The following is a 22,271-nucleotide window of genomic DNA, read 5'->3' as shown; positions in this document are numbered from 1 at the left end:
CGATTCACACCATGAACCCGCCGCGGTTGCTCTTGGCCTTGCCCTCCTTGAGTACCAGCAGGATGTTCTCGTTGTCGCCGACCAGGTCGGCGTCGATGCTCGGGTCGCCCTTCACCACGACGACGTCGGCGGTCTTGCCGGCCTCGAGGGTGCCGAGCGTGCCGTCGACGCCGCACAGTTCGGCCGACGTGCGGGTGCCGGCGACGATCGCCTGCATCGGGGTCATGCCGCCGTGCTTCACCAGCAGCCCGATCTCCTGCAGGTTGGTGCCGTGGTCCGGCACCAGACCCGCGTCTGTGCCGACGGCGATCTTGATGCCCGCCTCCACTGAGGCGCGGATCGAGGCCTGCGCGATCTCGTGCCACTTGGTGCTCTTGGCGACGGCCTGAGGCGTGGCGGTATCCGGGTGGAGGGTCTCCAGCAGCGTCGGCACCAGGAACTGGCCGCGCTCGACCATCTCCTTGCGCAGCTCGTCCGTCAGCGCGTAGCCGTGCTCGATGCTGCGCACCCCGGCCTTGACCGCGGCGGTGATGCCCGCCAGCCCGATCGCGTGCGCGGCCACCGGACGGCCGCCGTAGTTGGCGGCCTCCTCGACCAGCGCGGCGACGAGCTCCTCGCGGGCACCCAGCCAGTCCGGGTCGTCGCTGGGTGAGCTGACGCCGCCGCTGGAGGCGACCTTGATGACGTCGACGCCCTCGCGCAGCAGCTCGCGCGCCCGCAGGCGCGCCTCGTCGGGGGTGTCGACGAGGCTGCCGCCGATGATCCCGGTGCCGTCGACGCCGGACGGCGCGTGGAAATCCGCGTGTCCGCCGGTCTGGCTGAGCATCCTGTCCGCCACGAGCAGACGCGGGCCCTCGATCAGCCCGTGCGCCACGGCGTCCCGCACGCCGACATCCACGCCCATGAGGTCGCGCACGGTGGTGACGCCGGCCTCCACCGTGGCCTTGAGGCGGTCGATGAGCTGGAAGTAGCGGTACGACGGCGGCACCATGGCCGCCATGATCGGCGATCCCTTGGTGCCCGGCAGCGACATGTGCACGTGGACGTCGAAGAATCCCGGGCAGACGGTGTTGCCCTGCAGGTCCACCGTCACCGGGGCGTGGTCGTCCCCGACCGCCGGAGCCCCCGACGAGGGGCCCGCATAGGCGATCGTGCCGTCGGCGATCTGCACCGTGGCGTCGGGCACGGGCTCGCCGCCGTTGCCGTCGATGAGGCGAGCGTTGTGCAGAACGATCATCTGGACCCCTTTTCCCTGTCTGATTGTCTTGTGCGAGTGATCCGGGTGTGCTGCGGCAGTGCTCGTGGCTCGAATGAATCCACACTCCGCCGCGGGTGGGTGAGTGTCCGAGAATGTGCGGGAGATGCTGTCCGTGCACGTTCTCGATGCCAGGTGAAAATCCCCCTTCGGCATGCTGCCTGGCGGCGGATGCGAGCCCGGTGACCCGGCGTTGAGGCACACGCTAACACCGGCGGCGCAGGTCGTGGCAGTTCTCGGGGAATCCGGCATGATCGGTCGGGCAGGCCGCGGAAACCGGGACGCGGTTGCCGAAGGCGGCTTAGGATCCGGGCGGATGGCGACGACGTCGTTGTCGAGGATGTCCATCGACCGGTATTGGTGGGGAGCGTATGTGCACGCGTGTCATGTGGTCTGAGGCGAACGGCGCCGTGGTCGTCGGTCGCAATATGGACTTCCATAAGGATTTGATGACGAATCTGTGGAAATTGCCACGCGGAGTGCACCGCGACGACGGCGTCGAGGGACGTCTGCAGTGGACTGCGAAGTACGGGAGCGTGATCGCTGCTGCGTTCGACATGATCTCCGTGGACGGCCTCAACGAGGCGGGCCTTGCGGGACACGTGCTGTGGCTGGCGGAATCCGATTACGGTATTCGGGATGAATTCCGCACGCAATTGTCGCAGGCGATCTGGCTGCAGTATTTCCTCGATAATTTCGCCACCGTGGCCGACGCGGTCGCCTGGGTGGAGGGCAACGACGTCCAAGTGGTGCAGATGCCGGATCCGACGGGCGGTAGGCCTCCCGCTATCCATGTGGCGCTCGACGATGAGACCGGCGATTCCGCGATCATCGAGTATGTGGAAGGCCATCCGCGGATCTACCACAGTCCTGAATACCGAGTGATGACCAATTCTCCCACATACGAGCGTCAGCTGGAACTGGTACAGCGATTCGCTGGCCTCGGCGGTGACGCGCCGCTGCCGGGGTCGACGGACGCGCAGGACCGCTTCGCGCGGGCGACCTACTACGTAGGGCGTCTCGACCGTCCGAAGGATCAGCTGGAGTCGATCGCCGCGATGTTCAGCGTGATCCGCAATGCTGCGCAGCCATTCCGCATTCCGGATCCCGGCAAACCGGATGCGTCGCAAACGATCTGGCAGACCGTCACCGACCTGACGAACCGTCGGTACGTCTACGAATCGACCACCCGGCCGAACATCGTGTGGACCGACCTGGACGAGCTCGACTTCTCCGCGGGGAGCCCGCAGCTCAAACTCGACCTGATGGGGGAGCTGGCGGTGCAGGGCGGGCTCGCCGGAAACGTCAGCGGGCGTTTCGAGGACAAGGGGCCTATGACCTTCCTGTCCTTCGCGCTGCTGGAGAAGATGGGCGAATCCGCCGCGCCGCTCACCTGAGCTGGAACCCCTTGTAGCCGGCGTCGGTGAGTTCGGCCAGCTCCTCGCGGTACTTGCCGAACCCGGCGCTGTAGAGCATGAACACCCGTGGCTTGCCGGGGATGTTGGCGCCCATGTACCAGGAGTTCGCGCGGGGGAACAGCGTCTGCGCGGCCAGCTGTCCGCACCGCTGCATCCACGCCTGCTCGGCTTCCGCGTCCGGTTCGATCGATTCCAGGCCACGGCTGCGTAGATGCTCGATGGTGCCGGCGATCCAGTCGACGTGGTCCTCGGAGGTGAGCACCATGTTGGCGAGCACTCCCGGGCTGCCGGGTCCGTTGACGGTGAACAGGTTCGGGAATCCTGCCACCTGCAGTCCCAGGTAGCTCTGCACCCCGTCGGCCCACGCGTCGTGGATGGTACGGCCGCCGCGGCCGCGGACGTCGATGCGGTCCATGGCGCCGGTGACCGCGTCGAATCCGGTGGCGAAGACGAGTAAGTCCAGGTCGTGCGCGGTGGTTCGGCCGTCGACGTCCGCGGTGTCGATGCCGGACGGGGTGATGCGCTCGATCGGCGTGCGGCGCAGGTTCACCAGGTCGACGTTGTCGCGGTTGTAGGACTGGAAGTAGCCGGAGTCGGTGACGATGCGTTTGGTGCCGATGGGATGGTCGGTGGGGATCAGGTCGTCGGCCACCGCCTGGTCGTCGACGACGGCGCGGATCTTGCGCTCGGCGAAGTCGCGGGCCAGCGCGTTGGCGTCCTCGTTGCGCATCTGGTCGGGGAAAGCCTTGGAGAACAGCACGCCCCCGAGCATCCAGTAGTGCTCGTAGACGCGTTCGCGCTCGGCGTCGTCGACCTCGAGCGTGTTCTTGTCGTGGGGGACGAACGGCGAGCCGCCGCCGCTGAGCCGGGACTTGCGGCGGCGTTCCGCGTAGCGGGCCTTCTGCGCACGCCGCTCGTCGTCGTCGGTGGGCCGGTTTGCGGCGGGGATCGAATAGTTGGGCGTGCGCTGGAAGACGGTCACGTGTGCGGCCTCGCGCGCCACCTCGGGGACCAGCTGGATGCCGGACGAGCCGGTGCCGATGACGCCGACGCGCCGGCCGGTGAGGTCGACGCTCCCGTGGGGCCAGGCGGCGGTGTGCAGAACGGCGCCGGCGAAGCTCGTGCGCCCGGGGATGTCCGGGTAGTTGACGGCGGACAGCGAGCCGCTGGCGAACACGCAGAACCGGCAGGTCATGGTCGTGCCGGCGTCGGTGGTGACCGTCCACAGGTTGGCGGCCTCGTCGTAGTGGGCCGCGGTGACGCGGGTGTTGAATGCGATGCTGCGCCGCAGGTCGAAGCGGTCGGCCACGTGGTGCAGGTAGCGCAGGATCTCCGGCTGGGTGGCGTAGCGCTCGGACCAGTCCCACTCCTGCTGCAGCTCGTCGGAGAAGGAATAGGAGTAGTCGACGCTTTCGACGTCGCAGCGCGCCCCGGGGTAGCGGTTGTGGTGCCAGGTGCCGCCCACGTCGGACCCTGCCTCGAAGGCCTGCACGGTCAGTCCGTCGCCCCGCAGCCGGTGGACCGCGTACATGCCCGCGACCCCGGCGCCGACGATCACGACGTCCACGTCGGTGTCACCGCCCGTGGCGGCAGGGCTGGAAGCTTCCGGTCCGGTCATGATGGTTCCTCGCATTCGAGACGTACGCCACAGTCAATATGCCTAAACGGTATATTAGTGCCGTGCGGCGTGGAACGGTTCCTCCCGCCACGCGGCACGCACGTCGCGTGGCGGCGCATGGACAATGGTGGGCATGAGCGACAACGGAACGCCCACGATTCAGCAATTTCTCGAGGAGGCGGGCATCGGGTTCCGTCCCGTCGACCTGTCCCTGCCGGCGGCCGCGGTGCCGGCGCCCGAGGGGTGGACGGTGCTCGGGCCGGAGGTGCTGCCCGGCGCACGTCAGGTGCTTGCAGCGGTGGATCGTTCGCGCGACGGCTGGTCGCCGAACGCGGTGCTGGTCGACAACACGCTGGTCGGGTCCGTGGATGCCGCCGGGTTCATGGAGTGCGCGGTGGGCGACGCGCGCCGGATGCCGGGGTGGAGCGAGGCGATCGCGCGGGTCGAGCCGGTGGCGGCGGGCACGCGGGCACTCATCCGCGGCACCTATGAGGCCGACGGCCGCACAGTATGCGTCACCACCGTCTATCTGCTCACCGAACGCGAGGCGGGACAGCATCTGGCGCAGCTCACCGCGACCATCGAGGCGGCCGCCGTCGACATGCTCGACGGGGTGGACGAGATGGTGGCGGGCCTGCGCGTGGAGGACTGACCCCGTACGCGTCGCTATGCCTGGAAGCGTGAGCATAGGGAGGTCCTTTCGTCCACGCGTCGCGTGCGGCATCAGTTATGCTTGAGTTCCCGAGCATAGGAAGACGATGGCTGGACCGCGCGTCAGCAGACCGTGTCGGAGCGCCGCAGTGCCTGAGATGCGACGCATCGGTGAGGAGTTCGCCGCCCGTCGCCGCATCGTCGGCCTCACCCAGCAGACGCTCGCGGACCTGGCAGGGGTGTCGCGGTCCGGTGTGCAGTCGATCGAGTACGGGCTCGGCACGGTCAAGTTCGCAACCGTGGTGGAGGTGGCGCAGGTGCTCGGGCTGACGATGCTTCCCGCAGGGACCACGAGGCGGTGATGAGCAGCGCCGCGATTCCGGCCGCCGCGTTGCGGCACGTCGACAGTGCGGACGTGTATGCGGGCGATTCCGCAGTGGCGACATTGCATCGCGACGGCGATGATGTCGTCTTCGATTACCTGGCGTTGGGCGCGTCGCCGGAACTGCTCGGTGCCGCGGCGGTGCGTTCCGCCTCTGTGGCGTGGACGCTTCCCGCCGACCACCCTGCTCCCGTCGTCGCCTCCGCGGGCGCTGTGCCCCCGTTCTTCGCAGGTCTGTTGCCGGAAGGCGTGCGCCTGGGCGTGGTCACGTCGTCGACCAAGACGTCACCGGACGACCACTTCACGCTTCTGCTGGCTGTCGGTGCGGACACGGTGGGCGACGTACGCGTAGTACCGGCGGGCACGCGTCCGCCGCAGCGCCCGCCCATGTTCGATCCCAAGCGTGATACGGACTTCCGCGCAGTCTTCGACCTTCTTACGGGCGCCGTCGAGAACGATCCGGTTGCACTGGCCGGCGTGCAGCCGAAGGTGAGCAGCGCGATGTGGTCGGTTCCGGCGCAGACGACCTCCGGCACCGCGATCCTCAAACTCACGCCGCCCGCGGGGTATCCGAGGCTTGCCGAGAACGAGCACTTCTTCATGGCGATGGCCGCGGACTGCGGGCTGGCAGTGCCGCGCACACGGCTAATCCATGACCGTGACGGGCGCAGCGCTGTCCTGGTCGAGCGTTTCGACCGGCGCGGCGGCGAACGCATCCCGCAGGAGGACGCCTGCCAGGTTTCGGGGGTCTACCCGTCGTCCAAGTACCGGATGCAGGGGGACGAAGCGATCGCGCGGCTGGCCGCGACGTGCGCCCTCGGCGGCGGGTCGCACGCTGCGGCTGCACTGGACCTGCTGCGCCAGTTCGCATTCTCGTGGTTGATCGGGAACGGGGACCTGCACGGCAAGAACCTCTCGATCCACGCGCCGGACGGGATCTGGCGCCCCACGCCCGCGTACGACCTGGTGTGCACGCAGCCGTACCTGGGCTGGCGCGATCCGATGGCTTTGCCGCTGCAGGGGCGGGCGAACAAGCTGCGTCGGGCCGACTTCGTCGTCGCGGGGGAACGCCTGGGAATCAGGCGGAAGGCGACAGAGCGCATGCTCGACCGACTCGCAGTGTCGGCGGAACCGTGGCCGGAGCTCTGCGGACGGATCGGCTTCGACCAGCGCCGGACAGACCTGCTCACCGCTCTGCTGCGCGAGCGGATCGCGTCGCTGCGGTAACGCCGCGCCGGGCGGGCCCGCCGGCCGCGAGGAACGCCGCCGCGATCACCGCGCAGCCCAGCACCGTCAGCGCCATCGGCATCGGCCCGCCGCCGAGCCCGACGAGCGGCGAGACGACGGCGCCGACGGCGAACTGCAGCGCCCCCAGCACGGCCGATCCGGTGCCGGCGCGGTCACGCACCCGGTCCAGCGCCAGCGCTGTCGCATTGCCGAAGACGAACCCGGTCGAGCACGCGAGCAGGAACATGGCGGCCAGCAGCGGCCAGTGGGCGTCGCGGCCGACCGCCGCGATCACCGTCAGGAGCGCCGACGCGGCGCACGTCGCCCCGATGCCCGCGGTGAGCAGCGCGCGCGGGTGGAACCGGCCGACCAGGCGCGAGTTCGCCGCGTTGGCCGCCGTCAACCGCACGGCGTTGCAGGCGAACACCACCGCGTAGACCGTCGACGAATACCCCATGGACTCCTGCACCACGAACGACGACGCCGAGATGTACCCGAACAGCGCCCCGTAGGTCATGGCGAACGCCACGGTGTAGCAGACGTAGACCCGGGTGGTGAGCACCGCGACGGCGACGCCGATCGGCGGGGCGAGGATCGGGGCGACCGCGACGATCACCGTCAGCAGGCTGTAGGTGCGCGCCGCCTGCCTGCCCTCGGCGAGGTCGGAGACGACGGCGCGGGCAACGACCATCCCGACGCCGCTGGACACGCCCTGCACCAGGCGCGCGGCGACGAGGACCGCGGCCGAGCCCGTCCGACAGCGGCCCCACCATCAGCTGCCCGAACGCCAACCCCACCATGAGTGAGCTGGATCGTCGCCGCCGATACGCCGAGCTCGTCCGCCACCTGCGGCAGGGACGGCAGGTACATGTCGGTGGCCAGCGGCCCGACGGCCGACCTCGCGCCCAGGGTGAAGAGCAGGGGTGTGCGGATCGGACTCGGGGGCATGCCTTCGGAGTCTTGCTGTGCGCTACCGCCGAACCAAGGGGTTGTTCTACGGGGCGGACACTCCGCTGCACGTCCATACTGGGGGTGACGGCTGAGGGAGCGGCGTATGACGCACGCGGACGAGACGATCGGACTGGCCCGGCGCTGGGCGGAGGAGGCTGCGCGCGCCCGCCCGGACCCCGCGGCCGCCCGGCTCGCCGCCATGCTGGCGGACACCGACGGGCTGCGGTACGCGGTCCGCTTCATCGATGAGGTGATCCGGCCCGAGGACGAGGCCACCGCGGCGCACGCGTTCGCCGGTCTCGCGCGCCGCCCGCCCGCGTTCCTGCCGATGCGGTTGCGCGCCGCCACGCGGCTGGGCGGTCGCCTCGGACCGGGGATGCCGCGCTTGGCGGTTCCGGTGGTCCGGCGCGTGCTGCGTGCGATGGTGGCGCATCTCGTCGTCGATGCGACGGACCGGCGGCTGGGCCCGGAGATCGCGCGGATCCGCCGCAGCGGTTTCGACCTGAACCTCAACCTGCTCGGCGAGGAAGTGCTCGGCGCGCGCGAGGCGGACCGGCGGCGGGCGGGCATCGCCAGGCTGCTCGCACGGGGCGACGTCGACTACGTCTCGGTGAAGGTGTCCGCCGCCGTCGCGCCGCATGCACCGTGGGCGTTCGACGAGGAGGTCGGCACCGTCGTCGACCGGCTGACACCGCTGTTCCTGCAGGCGGGGCGGTCGCCGGCACGCAAGTTCATCAACCTCGACATGGAGGGGTACCGGGACCTGGACCTCACCGTCGCGGTGTTCACCCGGCTGCTGGACGATCCGCGACTGTCCGGCCTCGAGGCGGGGATCGCGCTGCAGGCCTACCTCCCGGACTCGCGGGACGCCTTGGCCCGCATCCACGAATGGGCGGCGCGGCGGCGGTCGGCCGGCGGCGCGCCGGTGAAGGTGCGCCTGGTCAAGGGCGCGAACCTGGCGATGGAGAAGGTCGAGGCAGAGCTGCGCGGGTGGCCGCAGGCGCCCTGGCGGACCAAACTGGAGACCGACGCGCACTACAAGCGGCTGCTCGACGACGCGCTGCGGCCCGAGCATGCGGACGCGGTGCGCGTCGGCGTGGCCGGGCACAACCTGTTCGACGTCGCGCACGCCTGGCTGCTGGCGGGGGAGCGCGGCGTGCGCGGCGCGGTGGACGTCGAAATGCTGCTGGGCATGGCCCCCGGACAGGCCCAGGCGGTGCGTCGGGACATAGGCCGACTGCTGCTGTACATGCCGGTGGTGCATCCGGGGGAGTTCGACGTGGCGATCTCCTACCTGGTGCGCCGGCTGGAGGAGGGTGCGAGCCCGGACAACATCATGCCGTCTGTCGGCCGCCTGACGGACGACGCGGTGTTCGCCCGCGAACGCGACAGGTTCCTCGCCTCGCTGGCGGCGGCGGCCGACCCCGTGCCGCACACGCGGCGCACGCAGGACCGCGAGTCGGGGCGCGCGCCGGAAGCGCCGGCCGGGTTCGCCAACGCGCCGGACACGGACCCGGCGATCGCCGCCAACCGCCGGTGGATGCGCGGGATCCTCGCGCGCGTACCGACGTCCGACCTCGGGGTGCGCGGCGTCGCCGAACACACGGTTTCCGACTCGGAGGCCCTCGACGCGCTGCTCGAAGCCGGCGAGGGCGCCGGGCGCGCATGGGGTGGGCGTCCGGCGGCCGAACGCGCCGCGCTGCTCCGCGGGGCAGCCGACGCGCTCGAGGCCGCACGCGCCCGGCTCATCGAGGTGATGGCGGCGGAGGCGGGCAAGACCCCGGCCGAGGCCGACCCGGAGGTGTCGGAGGCGGTCGACTTCGCGCGCTACTACGCCGACCGGTGCGACGAGCTCGACGCAACGCCGGGGGCGCGGTTTCACCCGGTGCCGCTGACGGTGGTGGCGCCGCCGTGGAACTTCCCCGTCGCGATCCCCGCCGGCGGCGCGCTGGCGGCCCTGGCGGCCGGTTCGGCGGTGATTCTCAAGCCTGCCCCGCAGACGCCCCGCTGCGGGGAGGTGCTCGCCGCAGCGGTGCGGGATGCGGGGATCCCGCGGGACGTGCTCCAGGTGGTGCACGTCGACGAGGACACGCTGGGACCCTTGCTGGTGACGGACCCGCGCGTGCGCCGGGTGATCCTCACCGGCGCCTACGAGACGGCGGCGCTGCTGCGGAAGCTGCGCCCGGACCTGCCGCTGCTGGCGGAGACGAGCGGCAAGAACGCCATCGTCGTCACGCCGTCGGCCGACATGGACCTGGCCGTGCGTGACGTCGTCCACTCGGCGTTCTCGCATGCCGGCCAGAAGTGTTCGGCGGCGTCGATCGTGATCCTGGTCGGCGCGGCGGCGCGGTCGCGCCGCTTCCGCGCGCAGCTGGTCGACGCGGTCCAGTCGCTGCGCGTGGGCCCTCCCGAGGGGCCGGAGACGCAGGTGGGGCCGCTGATCACGCCCGCCGGTGGCAAGCTGCTGGACGCCCTGACGACACTGGACGCCGGCGAGACATGGCTGGTGCGCCCCCGCAGGCTCGACGAGGAGGGCAGGCTGTGGAGCCCGGGCGTCAAGGAGGGCGTGCTGCCCGGGTCGACAGCGCACCGCGTCGAGTTCTTCGGCCCGGTGCTCGCGGTGATGACGACGCCCACGCTGGACGCGGCCGTCCGTATCCAGAACGGCGTCGACTACGGGCTCACTGCCGGCCTGCATTCGCTGGACCGCGGCGAGATCGCGCAATGGCTGGGCAGCGCGCAGGCGGGCAACCTGTACGTCAACCGGGGCATCACCGGGGCGATCGTGCGGCGGCAGCCGTTCGGCGGGTGGAAGAGCTCGACCGTCGGGCCGGGTTGCAAGACCGGCGGCCCGAACTATCTGCAGGCGCTGGGGGATTGGGAGCGCGCCCCCGGCGCCGGCCGGTGGCGGGCGGCCGGCGGCGACGTTTCCGGCCTGGCCTGCGAACGCAATGTGCTGCGCTATCTGCCCGTGCCGGTCCATGTTCGCCTGGCGGAGGGGGCGCCGGAGCGTTGCCTCGACCGGGTGCTGGAGGCGGCGCGCCGGGCCGGAGCAGACGTGACGGTGTCGGCAGGACGTTTCGAGACCGACGCCGCGTGGCTCGACGCGGTGGCGCGGCGCCGCCCGGCGCGCATCCGGCTCATCGGCGGTGATCCGCAGGCGCTGGCGCGGGCCCTCGACGGCGACCCGGCCGTCGCCGTGCACAGCCGCCCGGTCACCGGATCGGACCGGCTGGAGATGCTGCCGTTCCTGCGGGAACAGTCGGTGAGCATGACCGCGCACCGTTTCGGGACCCTCGACGCGGGAACACGCGGGCCAGGCTCGCCGTTGCCACTGGTGTGACCTCTGCGCAGACCGACCATACGACCCCCGTCGCCGATGATCGCTTCGTCGAGCTCGAAGTCTGGACCGACGTGGCGTGCCCGTGGTGCTACATCGGCGCCACCCGGTTGACGGCCGCGCTCGACGCGTTCGACCGCGGCGACCGGGTACGCGTCACCTGGCGGGCCTACGAGTTGGCGCCCGATAGAGAGGCGCGGGCGGGTCGGCGTGAGGTGGACGCGCTCGTCGAATCGAAGGGCATGAGCGCCGAACAGGTGCAGCACATGTTCGGTCAGGTTTCCCAGGTGGCGGCGGGCGATGGTCTGCACCTGGACTTCGACCGCACCATCGCCGCCAACACGTTCGACGCGCACCGGCTGGTGCACCTGGCGGGGGCCGGCACCGTGCAGGGCGGGCGCGTGCTGCGGGCGCTGTATCGTGCGCACTTCACCGACGGGGTGGCCGTGGACGACGTGGACGCGCTCGTGGCGATCGCGGAGGCGCAGGGACTCGACGCGGAGGCGGTGCGCACCGGGCTTACGGATCCGGATTCCGCTGCGGCGGTGTCGGTCCGCGAGGACGAGCTGCTCGCCGCGCGGTTCGGCATCACCGGCGTGCCGTTCTTCATCGCCGACCGCAAGTACGCCGTGTCGGGCGCCCAGCCCGTCGACGTGATCACGGAGCTGCTGCGGACGGCGTTCGACGGGACGGAGGACGACTGAATGGCCGGCGTGGCGATCAGGACGCTCACCACAGCAGACGAACTCGCGGCATCGGACGCCGTCTTCCATACGGCCATGGTGGGGCTGCCGGCGCCCGCGGCGGACGAGGACGTCGCGGCGGTGCGTGAGCCGGGCCGCACGTTCGGCGCGTACGTCGGGGACGGGATCCTGGTGGGCGCGACGGACTCCACATCGGGCACGATGACCGTCCCGGGCGGGGCCCGTGTGGCGCACGCGGCGGTCACCCATGTAGGGGTGCTGCCCACCCACACCCGGCGCGGCGTGCTCACGGCTCTCATGCGCCGCCAGCTGGAGGACTGCCGCACACGCGGCGAGACGGTGGCGTCGCTGCGCGCATCGGAGGCGGTGATCTACGGGCGCTACGGCTACGGCATCGCCAGCGTCACCCACACGGTGTCGCTGGACCTGCGGGACGCCGAGCTGCGCACCACGGCCGGCTCCGAAGCGCCGCCGGTGCGCCTGGTGGATCCGGACGGCTCGTGGGAACTGTTGCAGCGCATCGTCGACGGTAATCCGTCAGGCCGGGCAGGAACGATCGGCCGCAGCGCGCTGTGGTGGCAGGGGCGGCGAGCCAGGACGCAGCCCGCGCCGCACTACGTCGCGGTGTGCGGGGATGACGGCTTCGTCTGCTATCGGCCGCTGGACCCGGCGGCGTGGTTCACGAGCCGAGACCGCACGATCGTGGTCACCGACCTGCACGCGGGCACCCCGGGCGCCTACCGTGCGTTGATCGGGTACCTCCTGCGCCTGGACCTGGTGCACACCGTGCGGTTCCCGTGGCTGCCCGCGGACGATCCGCTGCCGTGGATGCTCACCGACCACCGCGCCGCGCGGGTGACAGGGGTGGCCGACGAGACGTGGCTGCGCCTGGTGGACGTCCCCGGCGCGCTCGCCGCCCGCACGTACAACCCTGGCGCCGCGGTGACGGTGCGCATCGACGACGGCCTGCTGCCGGAGAACTCCGGCTGCTACCGAATCGGCTCGGACGGCGCCGCGCGTGCCGACGGCGCACCGGACGCGCAGGTGGACGTCGCCGACCTGGGCGCTGCCTATCTGGGCGGCGCCCGGTGGCATCAGCTCCGCGACGCCGGCCGGTTGCGTGAACGCTCCGAGGGTGCGGCGGACCGGCTCGACGCGCTGTTCGCCACGGCCCGGGCGCCGTTCGCGGGCGTGATGTTCTAGTAGTAGACGACGCTGCCGAGTGTGACGAGCAGCGCGATCAGCCAGTCGGGCATTTCGGGCTTGCGGATCATCGTCCAACTCCTCTGTGCGGCGGTCCATGCGTGTAGACAATGCAGTAGTGGAATCGGCCGCCGCGGCCGCAGCGTGACGGATCGGAGGTCAGGGCAATGAGCCGCACTCGGTACTACACCGCGTCGAGCCTGGACGGGTACATCGCGACCGACGACCATTCGCTGGCGTGGCTGCTCAGCCGGGACATCGAGGACGACGGCCCGATGAACCACGGCGATTTCATGTCGGGCATCGGTGCCGTCGCGATGGGGGCGTCCAGCTTCAACTGGATCCGCGGCCAGCTGGGACAGGACCAGTGGCCGTATGCGGTGCCGTGCTGGATCTTCACCCACGGTTCCGCTGAACCGCCTGAGCCCGGTGCGCTGCCCGACGCCGACCTGCGCTTCGTCCGGGGCGACGTGACCGCGGTGCACTCCGAGATGGTCACGGCCGCGGGCGGGGCGGACATCTGGATCGTCGGCGGCGGGGACTTGGCCGGACAGTTCGCCGATGCCGGACTCCTCGACGAGGTCAATGTGCAGATCGCGCCCGTGACGCTCGGATCGGGCGCGCCGTTGCTGCCGCGGCACCTGGAGCTGCGGCTGGCGGAGGTGGGCCGCAACGGCGAATTCGCCTGCCTGCGGTTCGACGTGGCCTGAGACGGTTCCGCGGAACCGTGCTGCGGCCGGCCGCGTCGAATCCGTCGGTGTCGCCGCCTACTGTGGGCACGGTTGTTCGATCGCGGTCGACGGAACCGGGCGCATGCCGGCGCGGGTTGCGGGTGAGGGGGAGGCAATGTCGGGGGATTCCACGACGCAGTTCGAGGGGGAGCGGAACATCGCCGATGACGACTCCGACATCAAGGAGGTGGAGCGTGAGCTGTGCACGCTTGCGGCGCACATCGCCGCCGCCACGGCCCGGTTCCTGATCCTTCTGTCGCAGTTCGACCGCCGCGGCGGCTGGAATTGCATCGGCGTCCTGTCGTGTGCCCACTGGCTGTCCTGGCGCTGCGGCATCAACCTCCGAACGGCGCGCGACCAGGTTCGCGTGGCCCGCCGTCTCGAGGCGCTTCCGCTCACCCGCGCGGCCTTCGTGGGCGGAACTCTCTCGTACTCCAAGGTGCGGGCGATCACGCGGGTGGCGACGCCGGAAACCGAGGCGGACCTGGTGGAATCCGCACGCGGTGCCACCGCTTCTCAGCTGGAGAGGCTGGTCCGTGGGCTGCGGTCGGTGCCCGTTCCGCAGCCGGACAAGGACGTACGGCCGCCCGAACACCGGCTGAGCCACCGGTGGGATTCCGAGACCGGTGACCTCGTGGTTTCCGGGCGGCTCAGCGCGGCGGACGGCAAAGTCCTGCTCGCCGCGCTCACCCGCGCGGAGTTCGAACGCAGGCGCACTTGCGGCGACGAGCCCGATCTCACCGGCCCGCCGCCCGCCGACGCCGCACCCGCCGTGGTGGCGATGGCGGAGACGATGCTCGCAGTGGCGGACGCCCCCGCCGACGCGCCGGCCTCGGAGGTATCGTTCGTCGTCGATCACACGGGGGCGCACGTGGAGGACGGCCCGGCACTCGGTGACGCTGCGGCGGCGACCGTGATCTGCTCGGCGAGCGGACGCAGGATCGACGCCGAGGGCGGCCGTATCCTGCGGTTCGGCCGGCGCCGCCGCTTGCCGTCGTCTGCGCAGCTGCGCGCGCTGCACCTGAGGGACGGTGGTTGCCGGCACCCTGCCTGCGGGCGCACCCGATTCCTGCACGCCCATCACGTGCGCCCGTGGAGCCACGGCGGCGCCACCGACCTGGACAACCTGATCCTGCTTTGCGGCACCTGCCACCGGAGCCTGCATGAGGGTGCCTTCGGGATCGACGCTCTCGGCGGCCAACGGTTCGTGTTCCGCGCGGGCGCAATCGTCGACGCGGCACCCGCCATGACGGGCGACCCCGACGCGATCAGGAATCCGTCCGTGGATGCCGGGTCGCTCACCCCCGACTGGGACGGGAAGCCGTTGGACCTGCACTACGCGGTCTCGGTGCTGGCGGAGGCGTGGGAACGCGACCGCCGGCGGGCCGCCTAGGCCGGCGACGTGATCGACGATGCACCAGAGCTGGACGCGGAGGCGATGTTCCTGTGCGCGGCACTGTGGGCGCGGGACGCCGAGCGCATCGCCACGGTGGCGGAACTCGTGCTTCCGGACGACTTCGAAAGGCCGTCCCACACGCTCATCTACGCGACGTGGCGTGACCAGGCGCGGACCGGCCGTCCCCACGACGCTGCCAGCATCGCCTCCCGCCTCACCGACGTCGGCGAACTGCGCGCGCCGCGTACCGTGCATTCCGCCCTGCGCGGCATCACCACGCTCGGGGCGGAGCCGGTGGCGCTGGGCTGGTATGCGATCGACGTCGCCAGCGCGGCGTATCGACGGTCGTTCCGGCACGTGGCCGAGTCCGTGGCGCACGCGGTAGCCGCAGCGCCCACCGACGAGCTCTTCCCGATCCTCGTGCAGCATGGCACCCGGCAGCGGAAGGAATCCCGGCGGCTCGCCGAGCTGCGGCGGCGGCTCGGCGCGGACCCGGCGGACGGCTCCGCGGAACCGTGAGCGACTCGCCGTTCAGCCGAGTCCGGCGGAGAAGCCCACGCCCGTCAGCTCCGCGGATGCCTCCCACAGTCGGCGGGCCAGGTCCGGGTCGGAGGCCTCCGCGCTGCGCCCCGCGAGCGCGGGCCCGCCGCGGGCGCCGAGCATCCTGTCCGGCCCGAGGAAACTCCCGCCGGGAAGATCCTGGCTGGCGGCGTAGAGGGTGGGCAGCGCTCCCGCCTCGGCGCTCTGCGCGATGGTCGCGTTGCCGATGCGCCCCAGCAGGTCTCCGATGGGGTTCGCAGTCCGCGTCTGCAGGTTGGTGGAGGCGTAGCCGGGGTGCGCGGAAAGCGAGCGGACTGGGGAGCCGGCCTTGCGCAGTCGGCGTTCCAGGTCCAAGGAGAACAGCAGATTCGCCAGCTTCGACTGGCCGTACGCGCGGACGCGGTCGTAGCGGCGGCGCCGCCAGTTGAGATCTTCCAGGTCGATCGTGCCCATGCGGTGCGCCAGCGATGCCACCGTCACCACGCGGTCGGTGATGCGCGGCAGCAACAGATTCGTCAGAGCGAAGTGGCCCAGGTGGTTGACGCCGATCTGCGTTTCGAATCCGTCGGCCGTCCGGCCCTCGGGCACGTGCATGATGCCGGCGTTGTTGACCAGCAGGTCGATCGGGCTGTCGCCCCAGTCTTCCGTGAAACGGCGCACCGAGGCGAGGTCGGCCAGGTCGAGCGCGCGCACGTCGGTCTCGCCGGCTATGCCCGCCGCGGCCTGCCGTCCCCGGTCGGTGTCGCGGACCGCCAGCACGACCGTGGCCCCGGCTCCCGCCAGGTGCCGGGCCGTGATCAGCCCGAGCCCGCTGGTGGCGCCGGTGACGACGGCGGTGCGGCCGGTGAACGACGGGAGGTTCGCTGCGGTCCAGGAGCTGTGCGGCATGCCGCCGACGTTACCCGCCGAGCCGCTTGGCGACCGCCTTCCGCTGCTGGTCCGCGTAGCGTGCGATGCCCTTCGCCAGGCGCCGGGAGTGCGGGGTGGCGATGATGGACGCGAGTGAGAGCGGGGTGGGCTGCGCGGCGATCGGGCGGAGGTGCGAGAACGTGTCGAATCCGAACTTGCCGTGGTAATTGCCCATCCCGGACCGCCCCACACCGCCGAACGGCAGGTGGTGCATCGCGTTGACGAGGCCGAAGTCGTTGCGGTTGACACTGCCGGAGCGGGTGCGCGCGAAGAACCGGCGGAACGCCGCGTCGTCGTCGCCGTACCAGTAGGCGCCCAGCGGGCTGGGCCGCGGCGCCAGGTAGTCGATGACCTCGTCCACCGCGCCGTAGGTGTGCACCGCCAGAACGGGGCCGAAGATTTCCTCGCGGCTGATCTCCATCGCGTCGGTGACACCGGTGACGACGGTGGGCGCGATCTGTCGGCGCACAGGATCCGCCGGTTCCTCGTCGGCGCTGCGCACCGTCGCACCCTTCGCCCGCGCGTCGTCGAGAAGTCCCATGATGCGCTGGTACGCGTCGTCGTCGATGAGCGACACGTACTGCTCGTTGCCGGAGACGACGGGATAGCGCTTGCGCCAGCCGTCGAGGAGGGCCTCGACGAAGGCGTCCGCCGACTCCTCGGGGACGAAGGCGTAGTCGGGGGACAGGCAGGTTTGACCGCTGTTGACCATCCGGGCGGCGCCGATCCTGTCGGCCGCCCGGCGCACGTCGGCGGTGCGGGCGACGACGGCGGGGTTCTTCCCGCCCAACTCGAGGGTGACGGGCGTGAGGTTGTCGGCGGCGGCCCGCTGGATTCTGCGGCCCGTCTCGGTGGAGCCGGTGAAGAACAGGTGGTCGAACGGCAGCGCGGCGAACTGCGCACCGGAGGCGACCTCCTTGGTGACCACCACGAGTTCCTCCGGCGCGAAGTACTGCGGGGCCAGCTCGGCGAGCACCGCGCTCATGCGGGGCAGGGCGGACGATGGGCGCAGCATGACCCGGTTGCCGGCGGCGAGCGCGGCGGCCGCCGGCTGCATGAGCAGCTGCAGCGGGAAGTTCCACGGCGCGATCACGCCCACCACGCCCAGTGGCACTGCGTGCGTCTCCATGGTGACGCCGAACAGGCGGGCCAGCGGCTGTGGCCGTTGCGGGCGCATCCACGAGGCCAGGTTCTTCTGCAGGTAGGTCATCTCGCCCAGGCCGGAGACGACGTCGGCGATGAGTGACAACGATTCGGGGCGGGTGCCGTAGTCGTCGCGGATGGCGGCGGTGAGCCTGTCGCCGCCGTCGAGGAGCATTGCCTTGAGCCGGTCGATCCGGTCGATGCGGGCCTGCGCCGTGGCGGGTCCGTCAGCGAGGAAGGCGGTGCGCTGGCTGTCGAACAGTTCCTGAAGTCGCTCGGTGGTCACCTGTCCAGGCTATGTCAGACGGGTGTGCCGCCGTCAGTCCAGTTCGTCTTCCGACGTCAACCGCATGCCGGTGACGCCGTCGATGCCGCCGAGCCGCGCGAGCAACTCGTCCGGCTTCCCGCCGCCGCGCAGGCTGAGCGCCACGGACACGTGCCCGTCCTCCTCCTCGCGCGGCGCGACCCGGATGACGCGCCATCGCGCGTCGGTGGCCGCCGCGAGCAGCTCCCGCAGGGTGCCGCCGCCGGTGCGGTAGTCCACGTCGATGTCGACGAGCGTGTCCGCGCCCGGCAGGCGCCGCGTGATCACCGGGTAGCCGAAGGCGATGACGAAATGCAGCGCCGTAACGACGACGGCGAGCAGCCACAGCCCGGCCCCGGCGGCCATCCCGATGCCCGTGGTCTCCCACACCGCTGCGGCCGTGGTGAGCCCCCGGACGGCCCCGCGTCGGGTGATGATCAGGCCGGCGCCGATGAATCCGACGCCGGAAAGGATCTGCGCGGCCACGCGTGACGGGTCCAGCGATACGCCGTCGCCGAGCACGTCGAAGAACCCGTACTTGCTGATCTGCACCATCAGGGCTGCGGCGGTGCCGACGATCGCCTGCGTCTTGAGCCCCGCGCTCTTGCCGCGGAGCCTGCGCTCCAGGCCGATCAGCGAGGCGAGGACGAACGCCAGGATCAGCTCGCCGATCTGCAGCAGACCCTGGCCCTCAGCGTTGCCGAGTCCTGCGGCGACCTCCGATACTCCCATCGTGTTCACAGTAGGCCACGAGCGGTGTCACCCCCAGGGCGACGAGGTGGGGGGTCCGGCCGCGGCGCGCTCGCACACCCAGCCGTCGGGACGCTCGCCGTCCTCCAAGAAGGCCAGGTACTGCTCGGCGGCGGAGTCGGAGAGGATGCCGCGCAGCTCCGGGTAGAGGATCGGCTCCTCTTTGGCGTTGTGGGCGTCCAGGCGTGTGAGTAGATCCCGGCACAGTGCCGCGGTAGACGAGTCGGGTGCCGGATTGACGGTGAGCGCGGCTTCGACCTGATCGAGGACCTGCCACATCTCGCCGTGCTCCCGCAGCATGACGAATACAGGGGCCATCATTCCGGCGTCGCGCAGCGGCGGGAAAAGGTAGACCTCCTCGAGGTAGATGTGCCGTCGCAGCTCTTCGAACGCCGCCTCGAGGCGTTCGCGGCCGTCGGCGTCGCCGTTCAGGTACGCGTAGATCCCCTCGTCGATCTCGTGGTGCTCCGCCTCCATGGCCTCCGCGAGCGTCGTGTCGGTCATGCCGGGCCTCCGTCCGTGCCGATGTCCACCCTCGCATTAATCATAGGACGAACGTTCCGTAAAAGCGGCGGCCGGCGTCAGAAATCCACGTCCAGGCAGGCCAGCCGCGCGCCGGCGTCGCCCGCGTCGTGCGAGCCGGTGGACGTGAGGTGGTCGAGGATTACCAGCGAGCGGGCTTCCCCGGGGCGGAACGTCCAGCCCAGCGTGCGGGTGCCGTAGGCGGTCCCTGCGGAGGTGGTGGTGAAGTCCAGCCACAGCTCGTTCGACGTGTTGGCGTACGCCGGATCGGTCGACGGGTTCCCCGGCGAGGCGGCGGGGTCCGGGCGGTTCTGATAGCGGGCTCCGGCGGACCCGGGTTGCTTGCCGCATGGTTCCGTGGTGGCGTGCACGCCGTACTCGGTGGCAGGTTGCAGCCCGGTGACGTTGAGGGTCACCACGGTCTGCGAGCCGTGCACGGACTCGGTGACCGTGGCCGTCGAATTCGGCGGGACCTTCGCGGGGTCGTAGGTGACGGCGTTGGAGGCGATCTCCGGCACGAGGAAGACGCCCGTGGTGACGTGGGAGGCGGGCGGCGCGGCGTCGGCGGGCGGGGGCGCGGCGGCATCGGACCCGCACGCGGCGGTCGCGGCCGCCGCGGCGATTGCGACGACCACGGCGGCGCACTTCGCAGGTGCCGCACGACGCGTGTCCATACGTCCAGACCTACTCCGTGAACACGTTCGGGGCCACCGACGACAGGACGGGCAGCGAGAGCCCCTGGCCTGCACTGCTTTGCGGGATCGTCACTCGGTGGGCCGTGATGCCGCCGCGGTAGTTGACATCGCCGCCCGCGACGACCAGGCGGAGCCGGTGGCCGGTGTCGATGCGGTGCACGAGCGTGCGCATGTCCACGGTGACGGGCTCCGACGGGTCGAGCACCCGCACCGGCGAGACGAGGCCGTCGATGAGCTCCGCGGTACCGTCGGGCGCCACGTCGTAGAGCTTGGCGAACACCACCGCGGAATCCGCGACGCTGCCGTCGAGCGTGCGCTCGGTGGCCATGGTCAAGCGGAGCGTGGGGCCGCCGACGATGTCGACGGGGGCCTGTGCCGGAGCCGTCGTCCACGCGGCGGCGCTGCCGGGGAGCTCCGCCGCCGGCACATCCATCGCCGGTGCCACCGCAGGTGCGGAGACCTCGGTGGGCAGCCCGCCCGGCAGCGTGTACAGCGACTGGGCTCCTTCCGTCACCGCCCCGGCGTCGGCGGGGACCAGCTTCCCGTCGCCGGACAGTGCGAGGGTGCGGGGGGCGCCGACATCCACGGTGGGCGATTCCGCGTACGCGGGGGCGGCATTGCCCGTGTATTCGATCCAGGGGCGGAAGTACGCGAACTCGGGCCCGGTGGGGGTGGGCGCGTCTTTGAGGTAATGGTCGAGCCAGTCGGTGCGGCGCTGCACCATGTACTGGGTCTGCGGGTCCCACGCCTCGCCGGCGCCCGGATTCTCGCCGGGGACCGTCCCGCCGCTGGAATGTCCGAACCGCTGCCACACCAGCTTGACCTCGGTGCCCTGGGCCTGGAGTGCGCGATAGGTGGCGGTGGCCTCGCGCAGGTCGAACAGCGTGTCCTGCTCGCCCTGCAGCAGGAGTGTCGGGACGGTGACGTCGGGGAGGTAGGAGGACACCGAGGTGGCGCGGAAGGTGTCGATGACGTGCTGATCGACGGTGCCGGTGGTGACGCCCTCGGCCAGGCCCTGGCACACCTCCGGCATGAAGTTGGGGCAGCCGGCCAGCCGGGACGGGTCCTCCCGGTAACTCCGGTACTGGACCGGGGTGAGGAATCCGGCCGCGGCGAGCGCCGCCGTCCAAGTGAGCTTGCTGACGCCGGGGACCGGGCCGCCCACCCCCGCCCCCTGGTCGAGGGTGTTCGGCACCAGCGAGTACGACAGGTCGTTCCACGTGATCGACGGTGTGATCGTGTCCAGCCGCGCGTCCACGGCGGCGACGGCGAACTGGATCTGCCCGCCGTATGATCCGCCGATCATGCCCACGCGCGGATCGTGGTCGCGGGCCGTGCCACGGTGGTCCACGGCGTCGCGCGCGACGTAGTCCGGTGCGGCGGCGGGGCGGGTGTGGGCGGCGTCGGCGAAGGCGATCCCGTCGCGTCCCCCGAGGAAGCCGATCAGCTGGGACCCTGCCCGGCCGTCCTGTGCGCGGCTGTCCATGCCGATGCGGCACCCGGAGCCGCCGAAGCCGAGACCCGAGTACGCCAGCACCGCGTACCCGCGGCCGGAGAAGTACTCGGCGGCTGTGGTCAAGTCGTCCTTGGAGCCGCCGAATCCGTTGGTGGCGAGGATCGCGGGCACCGGCGCGTCGGCCGTCGCACCCGCGGGGCGGTACAGATCCCCGACGATGTCGCATTGCTGTTCGCCCGGCCCCACTGTCACGGCGAAGTGCAAAGTGGTGACGTCGGCCGCCTGCGGCGCCGCGCGGGCGACGGCTGGTGCCACGGTGAGCATCGCGGCGAGAGCGGCGGCCACCGGAACCGTTCGTGCGGACAGCCTGCGCATTGAACCACCCCTCCCCGGGCGCGCATGGCCCGGATGCGACGTGATCGTACGGCGGCCGTGTCTTCGTGCGGGCGGAATTCCACTGGATCGGTCCGCGTGCCCCGTTTTGATCCGCCGCGCGCCGGGATATACAAGGGCATGTTCGTTCGATCAGACAATCCGCTCGCCCGACGAATCACCGTCACCGCCGGAGCGGGGGCTTGCAGCCGGGTCGCGACTTCGGCGCCCACGCCCACACGAAGCCGTGCGGGCCGGAACCGTCGGACTCGGGGCCGCACTATCAGAACGTGCAGGACCCGGCGGCCACCGCTGATTCGCCGTCCACGGACCCCGCCTACGCCAACCCGCAGAACGAGGTGTGGCTCGACTTCACCACCGACGGCAGCGGCGTCGGCTACGGCCGATTGGGAGTTCCGCGACGGCGGGGCACAGTCCCTGGTGCTGCATGCGAAGCGCACCGCGACCGGGCCGGGCGAGGCCGGATCGCCGGGTGACCGGCTGGCCTGCATGGACGTGGGCCTCTCGCCGGGCGTTCACCAGGACTGACGATTAGGTCACTTGTCCAGTAATTCGCCGAGGTGCCTCACGTAAAAGTGAGCGCGAAGCGGTGGCCGGTGCCTCACGCAGTGTGAGCGCGTGGGAGGCTTGCGCTACTTCGCCTGGGCCAATCGGTTGATTGACGGTTGTAATGCTTCCAAGTC

Annotated in this window: 19 protein-coding genes and 1 pseudogene; 11 read left to right on the top strand and 9 right to left on the bottom strand. The window is 71.0% G+C overall.

The genetic code is table 11. The annotated features are described in order from the left end of the window. Positions 1 to 4: 4 nt before the first annotated feature. The gene (locus JJ683_RS13445) at positions 5 to 1,237 is read right to left on the bottom strand and encodes a metal-dependent hydrolase family protein (RefSeq protein ID WP_200174840.1); all 1,233 of its coding nucleotides are present in this window, start codon (positions 1,235 to 1,237) and stop codon (positions 5 to 7) included. 389 nt (positions 1,238 to 1,626) lie between these two features. On the opposite strand from JJ683_RS13445, the gene JJ683_RS13440 reads away from it, so the two are divergent. Beyond that, positions 1,627 to 2,652 (top strand): linear amide C-N hydrolase, encoded by a 1,026-nt coding sequence (locus JJ683_RS13440; RefSeq protein ID WP_200174839.1) that lies wholly within the window; start codon positions 1,627 to 1,629, stop codon positions 2,650 to 2,652. On the opposite strand, the gene JJ683_RS13435 is transcribed toward JJ683_RS13440, so the two are convergent. After that, complete coding sequence (locus JJ683_RS13435) at positions 2,645 to 4,291, bottom strand: flavin-containing monooxygenase (protein ID WP_200174838.1); 1,647 nt, start codon at positions 4,289 to 4,291, stop codon at positions 2,645 to 2,647. The genes JJ683_RS13440 and JJ683_RS13435 overlap by 8 nt on opposite strands. 133 nt (positions 4,292 to 4,424) lie before the next feature. Here JJ683_RS13435 and JJ683_RS13430 point away from each other — a divergent pair, with 133 nt between their 5' ends. The 3 genes from JJ683_RS13430 to JJ683_RS13420 all read left to right on the top strand — a co-directional run bounded on the left by JJ683_RS13430 (position 4,425) and on the right by JJ683_RS13420 (position 6,551). Beyond that, positions 4,425 to 4,943 (top strand): LpqN/LpqT family lipoprotein, encoded by a 519-nt coding sequence (locus JJ683_RS13430; RefSeq protein WP_200174837.1) that lies wholly within the window; start codon positions 4,425 to 4,427, stop codon positions 4,941 to 4,943. Positions 4,944 to 5,100: 157 nt separating this feature from the next. Next, on the top strand, positions 5,101 to 5,304 hold the full coding sequence (locus JJ683_RS13425; RefSeq protein ID WP_242474705.1) for a helix-turn-helix domain-containing protein: 204 nt from the start codon (positions 5,101 to 5,103) through the stop codon (positions 5,302 to 5,304). Further along, the gene (locus tag JJ683_RS13420) at positions 5,304 to 6,551 is read left to right on the top strand and encodes a type II toxin-antitoxin system HipA family toxin (RefSeq protein ID WP_200174835.1); all 1,248 of its coding nucleotides are present in this window, start codon (positions 5,304 to 5,306) and stop codon (positions 6,549 to 6,551) included. The genes JJ683_RS13425 and JJ683_RS13420 overlap by 1 nt, the downstream gene beginning before the upstream one ends. Here the strand turns inward: JJ683_RS13420 and JJ683_RS13415 are convergent. Then, positions 6,511 to 7,260: an MFS transporter gene (locus tag JJ683_RS13415; RefSeq protein WP_242474701.1), complete on the bottom strand. Its 750-nt coding sequence runs from the start codon at positions 7,258 to 7,260 to the stop codon at positions 6,511 to 6,513. The two genes, JJ683_RS13420 and JJ683_RS13415, sit on opposite strands and share 41 nt — an antisense overlap. Positions 7,261 to 7,605: 345 nt before the next feature. Between JJ683_RS13415 and JJ683_RS13410 the strand changes: the two genes are divergently transcribed. From JJ683_RS13410 to JJ683_RS13385, 6 genes are all read left to right on the top strand, one after another. Then, a complete protein-coding gene (locus tag JJ683_RS13410) occupies positions 7,606 to 10,845 on the top strand; it encodes a proline dehydrogenase family protein (RefSeq protein ID WP_200174833.1) in 3,240 nt (1,079 codons plus the stop codon). Beyond that, a complete protein-coding gene (locus tag JJ683_RS13405; protein WP_200174831.1) occupies positions 10,842 to 11,546 on the top strand; it encodes a DsbA family oxidoreductase in 705 nt (234 codons plus the stop codon). The genes JJ683_RS13410 and JJ683_RS13405 overlap by 4 nt, the downstream gene beginning before the upstream one ends. Beyond that, on the top strand, positions 11,547 to 12,749 hold the full coding sequence (locus tag JJ683_RS13400; protein WP_200174829.1) for a GNAT family N-acetyltransferase: 1,203 nt from the start codon (positions 11,547 to 11,549) through the stop codon (positions 12,747 to 12,749). A 167-nt stretch (positions 12,750 to 12,916) separates the two neighbouring features. After that, on the top strand, positions 12,917 to 13,459 hold the full coding sequence (locus JJ683_RS13395; protein WP_200174826.1) for a dihydrofolate reductase family protein: 543 nt from the start codon (positions 12,917 to 12,919) through the stop codon (positions 13,457 to 13,459). A gap of 136 nt (positions 13,460 to 13,595) precedes the next feature. Next, positions 13,596 to 14,873, top strand: coding sequence for an HNH endonuclease signature motif containing protein (locus JJ683_RS13390; protein ID WP_200174824.1), 1,278 nt, complete (start codon positions 13,596 to 13,598; stop codon positions 14,871 to 14,873). A gap of 9 nt (positions 14,874 to 14,882) precedes the next feature. Beyond that, complete coding sequence (locus JJ683_RS13385) at positions 14,883 to 15,395, top strand: DnaB-like helicase N-terminal domain-containing protein (protein ID WP_200174822.1); 513 nt, start codon at positions 14,883 to 14,885, stop codon at positions 15,393 to 15,395. A gap of 12 nt (positions 15,396 to 15,407) precedes the next feature. On the opposite strand, the gene JJ683_RS13380 is transcribed toward JJ683_RS13385, so the two are convergent. From JJ683_RS13380 to JJ683_RS13355, 6 genes are all read right to left on the bottom strand, one after another. Further along, entirely contained in the window at positions 15,408 to 16,304 is an 897-nt protein-coding gene (locus tag JJ683_RS13380) for an oxidoreductase (protein ID WP_200174820.1), read from the bottom strand. Positions 16,305 to 16,314: 10 nt separating this feature from the next. Continuing rightward, the gene (locus JJ683_RS13375) at positions 16,315 to 17,754 is read right to left on the bottom strand and encodes an aldehyde dehydrogenase family protein (protein WP_200174818.1); all 1,440 of its coding nucleotides are present in this window, start codon (positions 17,752 to 17,754) and stop codon (positions 16,315 to 16,317) included. 33 nt (positions 17,755 to 17,787) lie between these two features. Further along, complete coding sequence (locus JJ683_RS13370) at positions 17,788 to 18,504, bottom strand: MgtC/SapB family protein (RefSeq protein ID WP_200174816.1); 717 nt, start codon at positions 18,502 to 18,504, stop codon at positions 17,788 to 17,790. A 27-nt stretch (positions 18,505 to 18,531) separates the two neighbouring features. Then, positions 18,532 to 19,026: a hemerythrin domain-containing protein gene (locus tag JJ683_RS13365; protein WP_200174813.1), complete on the bottom strand. Its 495-nt coding sequence runs from the start codon at positions 19,024 to 19,026 to the stop codon at positions 18,532 to 18,534. A 77-nt stretch (positions 19,027 to 19,103) separates the two neighbouring features. Continuing rightward, positions 19,104 to 19,718 (bottom strand): superoxide dismutase family protein, encoded by a 615-nt coding sequence (locus JJ683_RS13360; RefSeq protein ID WP_200174812.1) that lies wholly within the window; start codon positions 19,716 to 19,718, stop codon positions 19,104 to 19,106. 10 nt (positions 19,719 to 19,728) lie between these two features. Then, positions 19,729 to 21,570, bottom strand: a complete 1,842-nt coding sequence (locus JJ683_RS13355; protein WP_200174811.1) for a CocE/NonD family hydrolase — start codon at positions 21,568 to 21,570, stop codon at positions 19,729 to 19,731. Positions 21,571 to 21,767: 197 nt separating this feature from the next. Here JJ683_RS13355 and JJ683_RS13350 point away from each other — a divergent pair. Continuing rightward, positions 21,768 to 22,116 (top strand): annotated as a pseudogene (locus JJ683_RS13350) (superoxide dismutase family protein); the annotation flags it as partial. Between the last annotated feature and the right edge of the window lie 155 nt (positions 22,117 to 22,271).

This window comes from Tomitella cavernea, from assembly GCF_016599145.1.
GTDB lineage: Bacteria > Actinomycetota > Actinomycetes > Mycobacteriales > Mycobacteriaceae > Tomitella > Tomitella cavernae.
The sequence above is the reverse complement of the archived record's forward strand: the minus strand, read 5'-3'. Positions and strand labels throughout refer to the sequence as shown.

Coding starts and splice junctions, on each gene's coding strand:
- JJ683_RS13445 (WP_200174840.1), bottom strand. CDS start 1,237: ATGATCGTTCTGCACAACGCTCGCCTCATCGACGGCAACGGCGGCGAG.
- JJ683_RS13440 (WP_200174839.1), top strand. CDS start 1,627: ATGTGCACGCGTGTCATGTGGTCTGAGGCGAACGGCGCCGTGGTCGTC.
- JJ683_RS13435 (WP_200174838.1), bottom strand. CDS start 4,291: ATGACCGGACCGGAAGCTTCCAGCCCTGCCGCCACGGGCGGTGACACC.
- JJ683_RS13430 (WP_200174837.1), top strand. CDS start 4,425: ATGAGCGACAACGGAACGCCCACGATTCAGCAATTTCTCGAGGAGGCG.
- JJ683_RS13425 (WP_242474705.1), top strand. CDS start 5,101: ATGCGACGCATCGGTGAGGAGTTCGCCGCCCGTCGCCGCATCGTCGGC.
- JJ683_RS13420 (WP_200174835.1), top strand. CDS start 5,304: ATGAGCAGCGCCGCGATTCCGGCCGCCGCGTTGCGGCACGTCGACAGT.
- JJ683_RS13410 (WP_200174833.1), top strand. CDS start 7,606: ATGACGCACGCGGACGAGACGATCGGACTGGCCCGGCGCTGGGCGGAG.
- JJ683_RS13400 (WP_200174829.1), top strand. CDS start 11,547: ATGGCCGGCGTGGCGATCAGGACGCTCACCACAGCAGACGAACTCGCG.
- JJ683_RS13395 (WP_200174826.1), top strand. CDS start 12,917: ATGAGCCGCACTCGGTACTACACCGCGTCGAGCCTGGACGGGTACATC.
- JJ683_RS13390 (WP_200174824.1), top strand. CDS start 13,596: ATGTCGGGGGATTCCACGACGCAGTTCGAGGGGGAGCGGAACATCGCC.
- JJ683_RS13380 (WP_200174820.1), bottom strand. CDS start 16,304: ATGCCGCACAGCTCCTGGACCGCAGCGAACCTCCCGTCGTTCACCGGC.
- JJ683_RS13370 (WP_200174816.1), bottom strand. CDS start 18,504: ATGGGAGTATCGGAGGTCGCCGCAGGACTCGGCAACGCTGAGGGCCAG.
- JJ683_RS13365 (WP_200174813.1), bottom strand. CDS start 19,026: ATGACCGACACGACGCTCGCGGAGGCCATGGAGGCGGAGCACCACGAG.
- JJ683_RS13360 (WP_200174812.1), bottom strand. CDS start 19,718: ATGGACACGCGTCGTGCGGCACCTGCGAAGTGCGCCGCCGTGGTCGTC.
- JJ683_RS13355 (WP_200174811.1), bottom strand. CDS start 21,570: ATGCGCAGGCTGTCCGCACGAACGGTTCCGGTGGCCGCCGCTCTCGCC.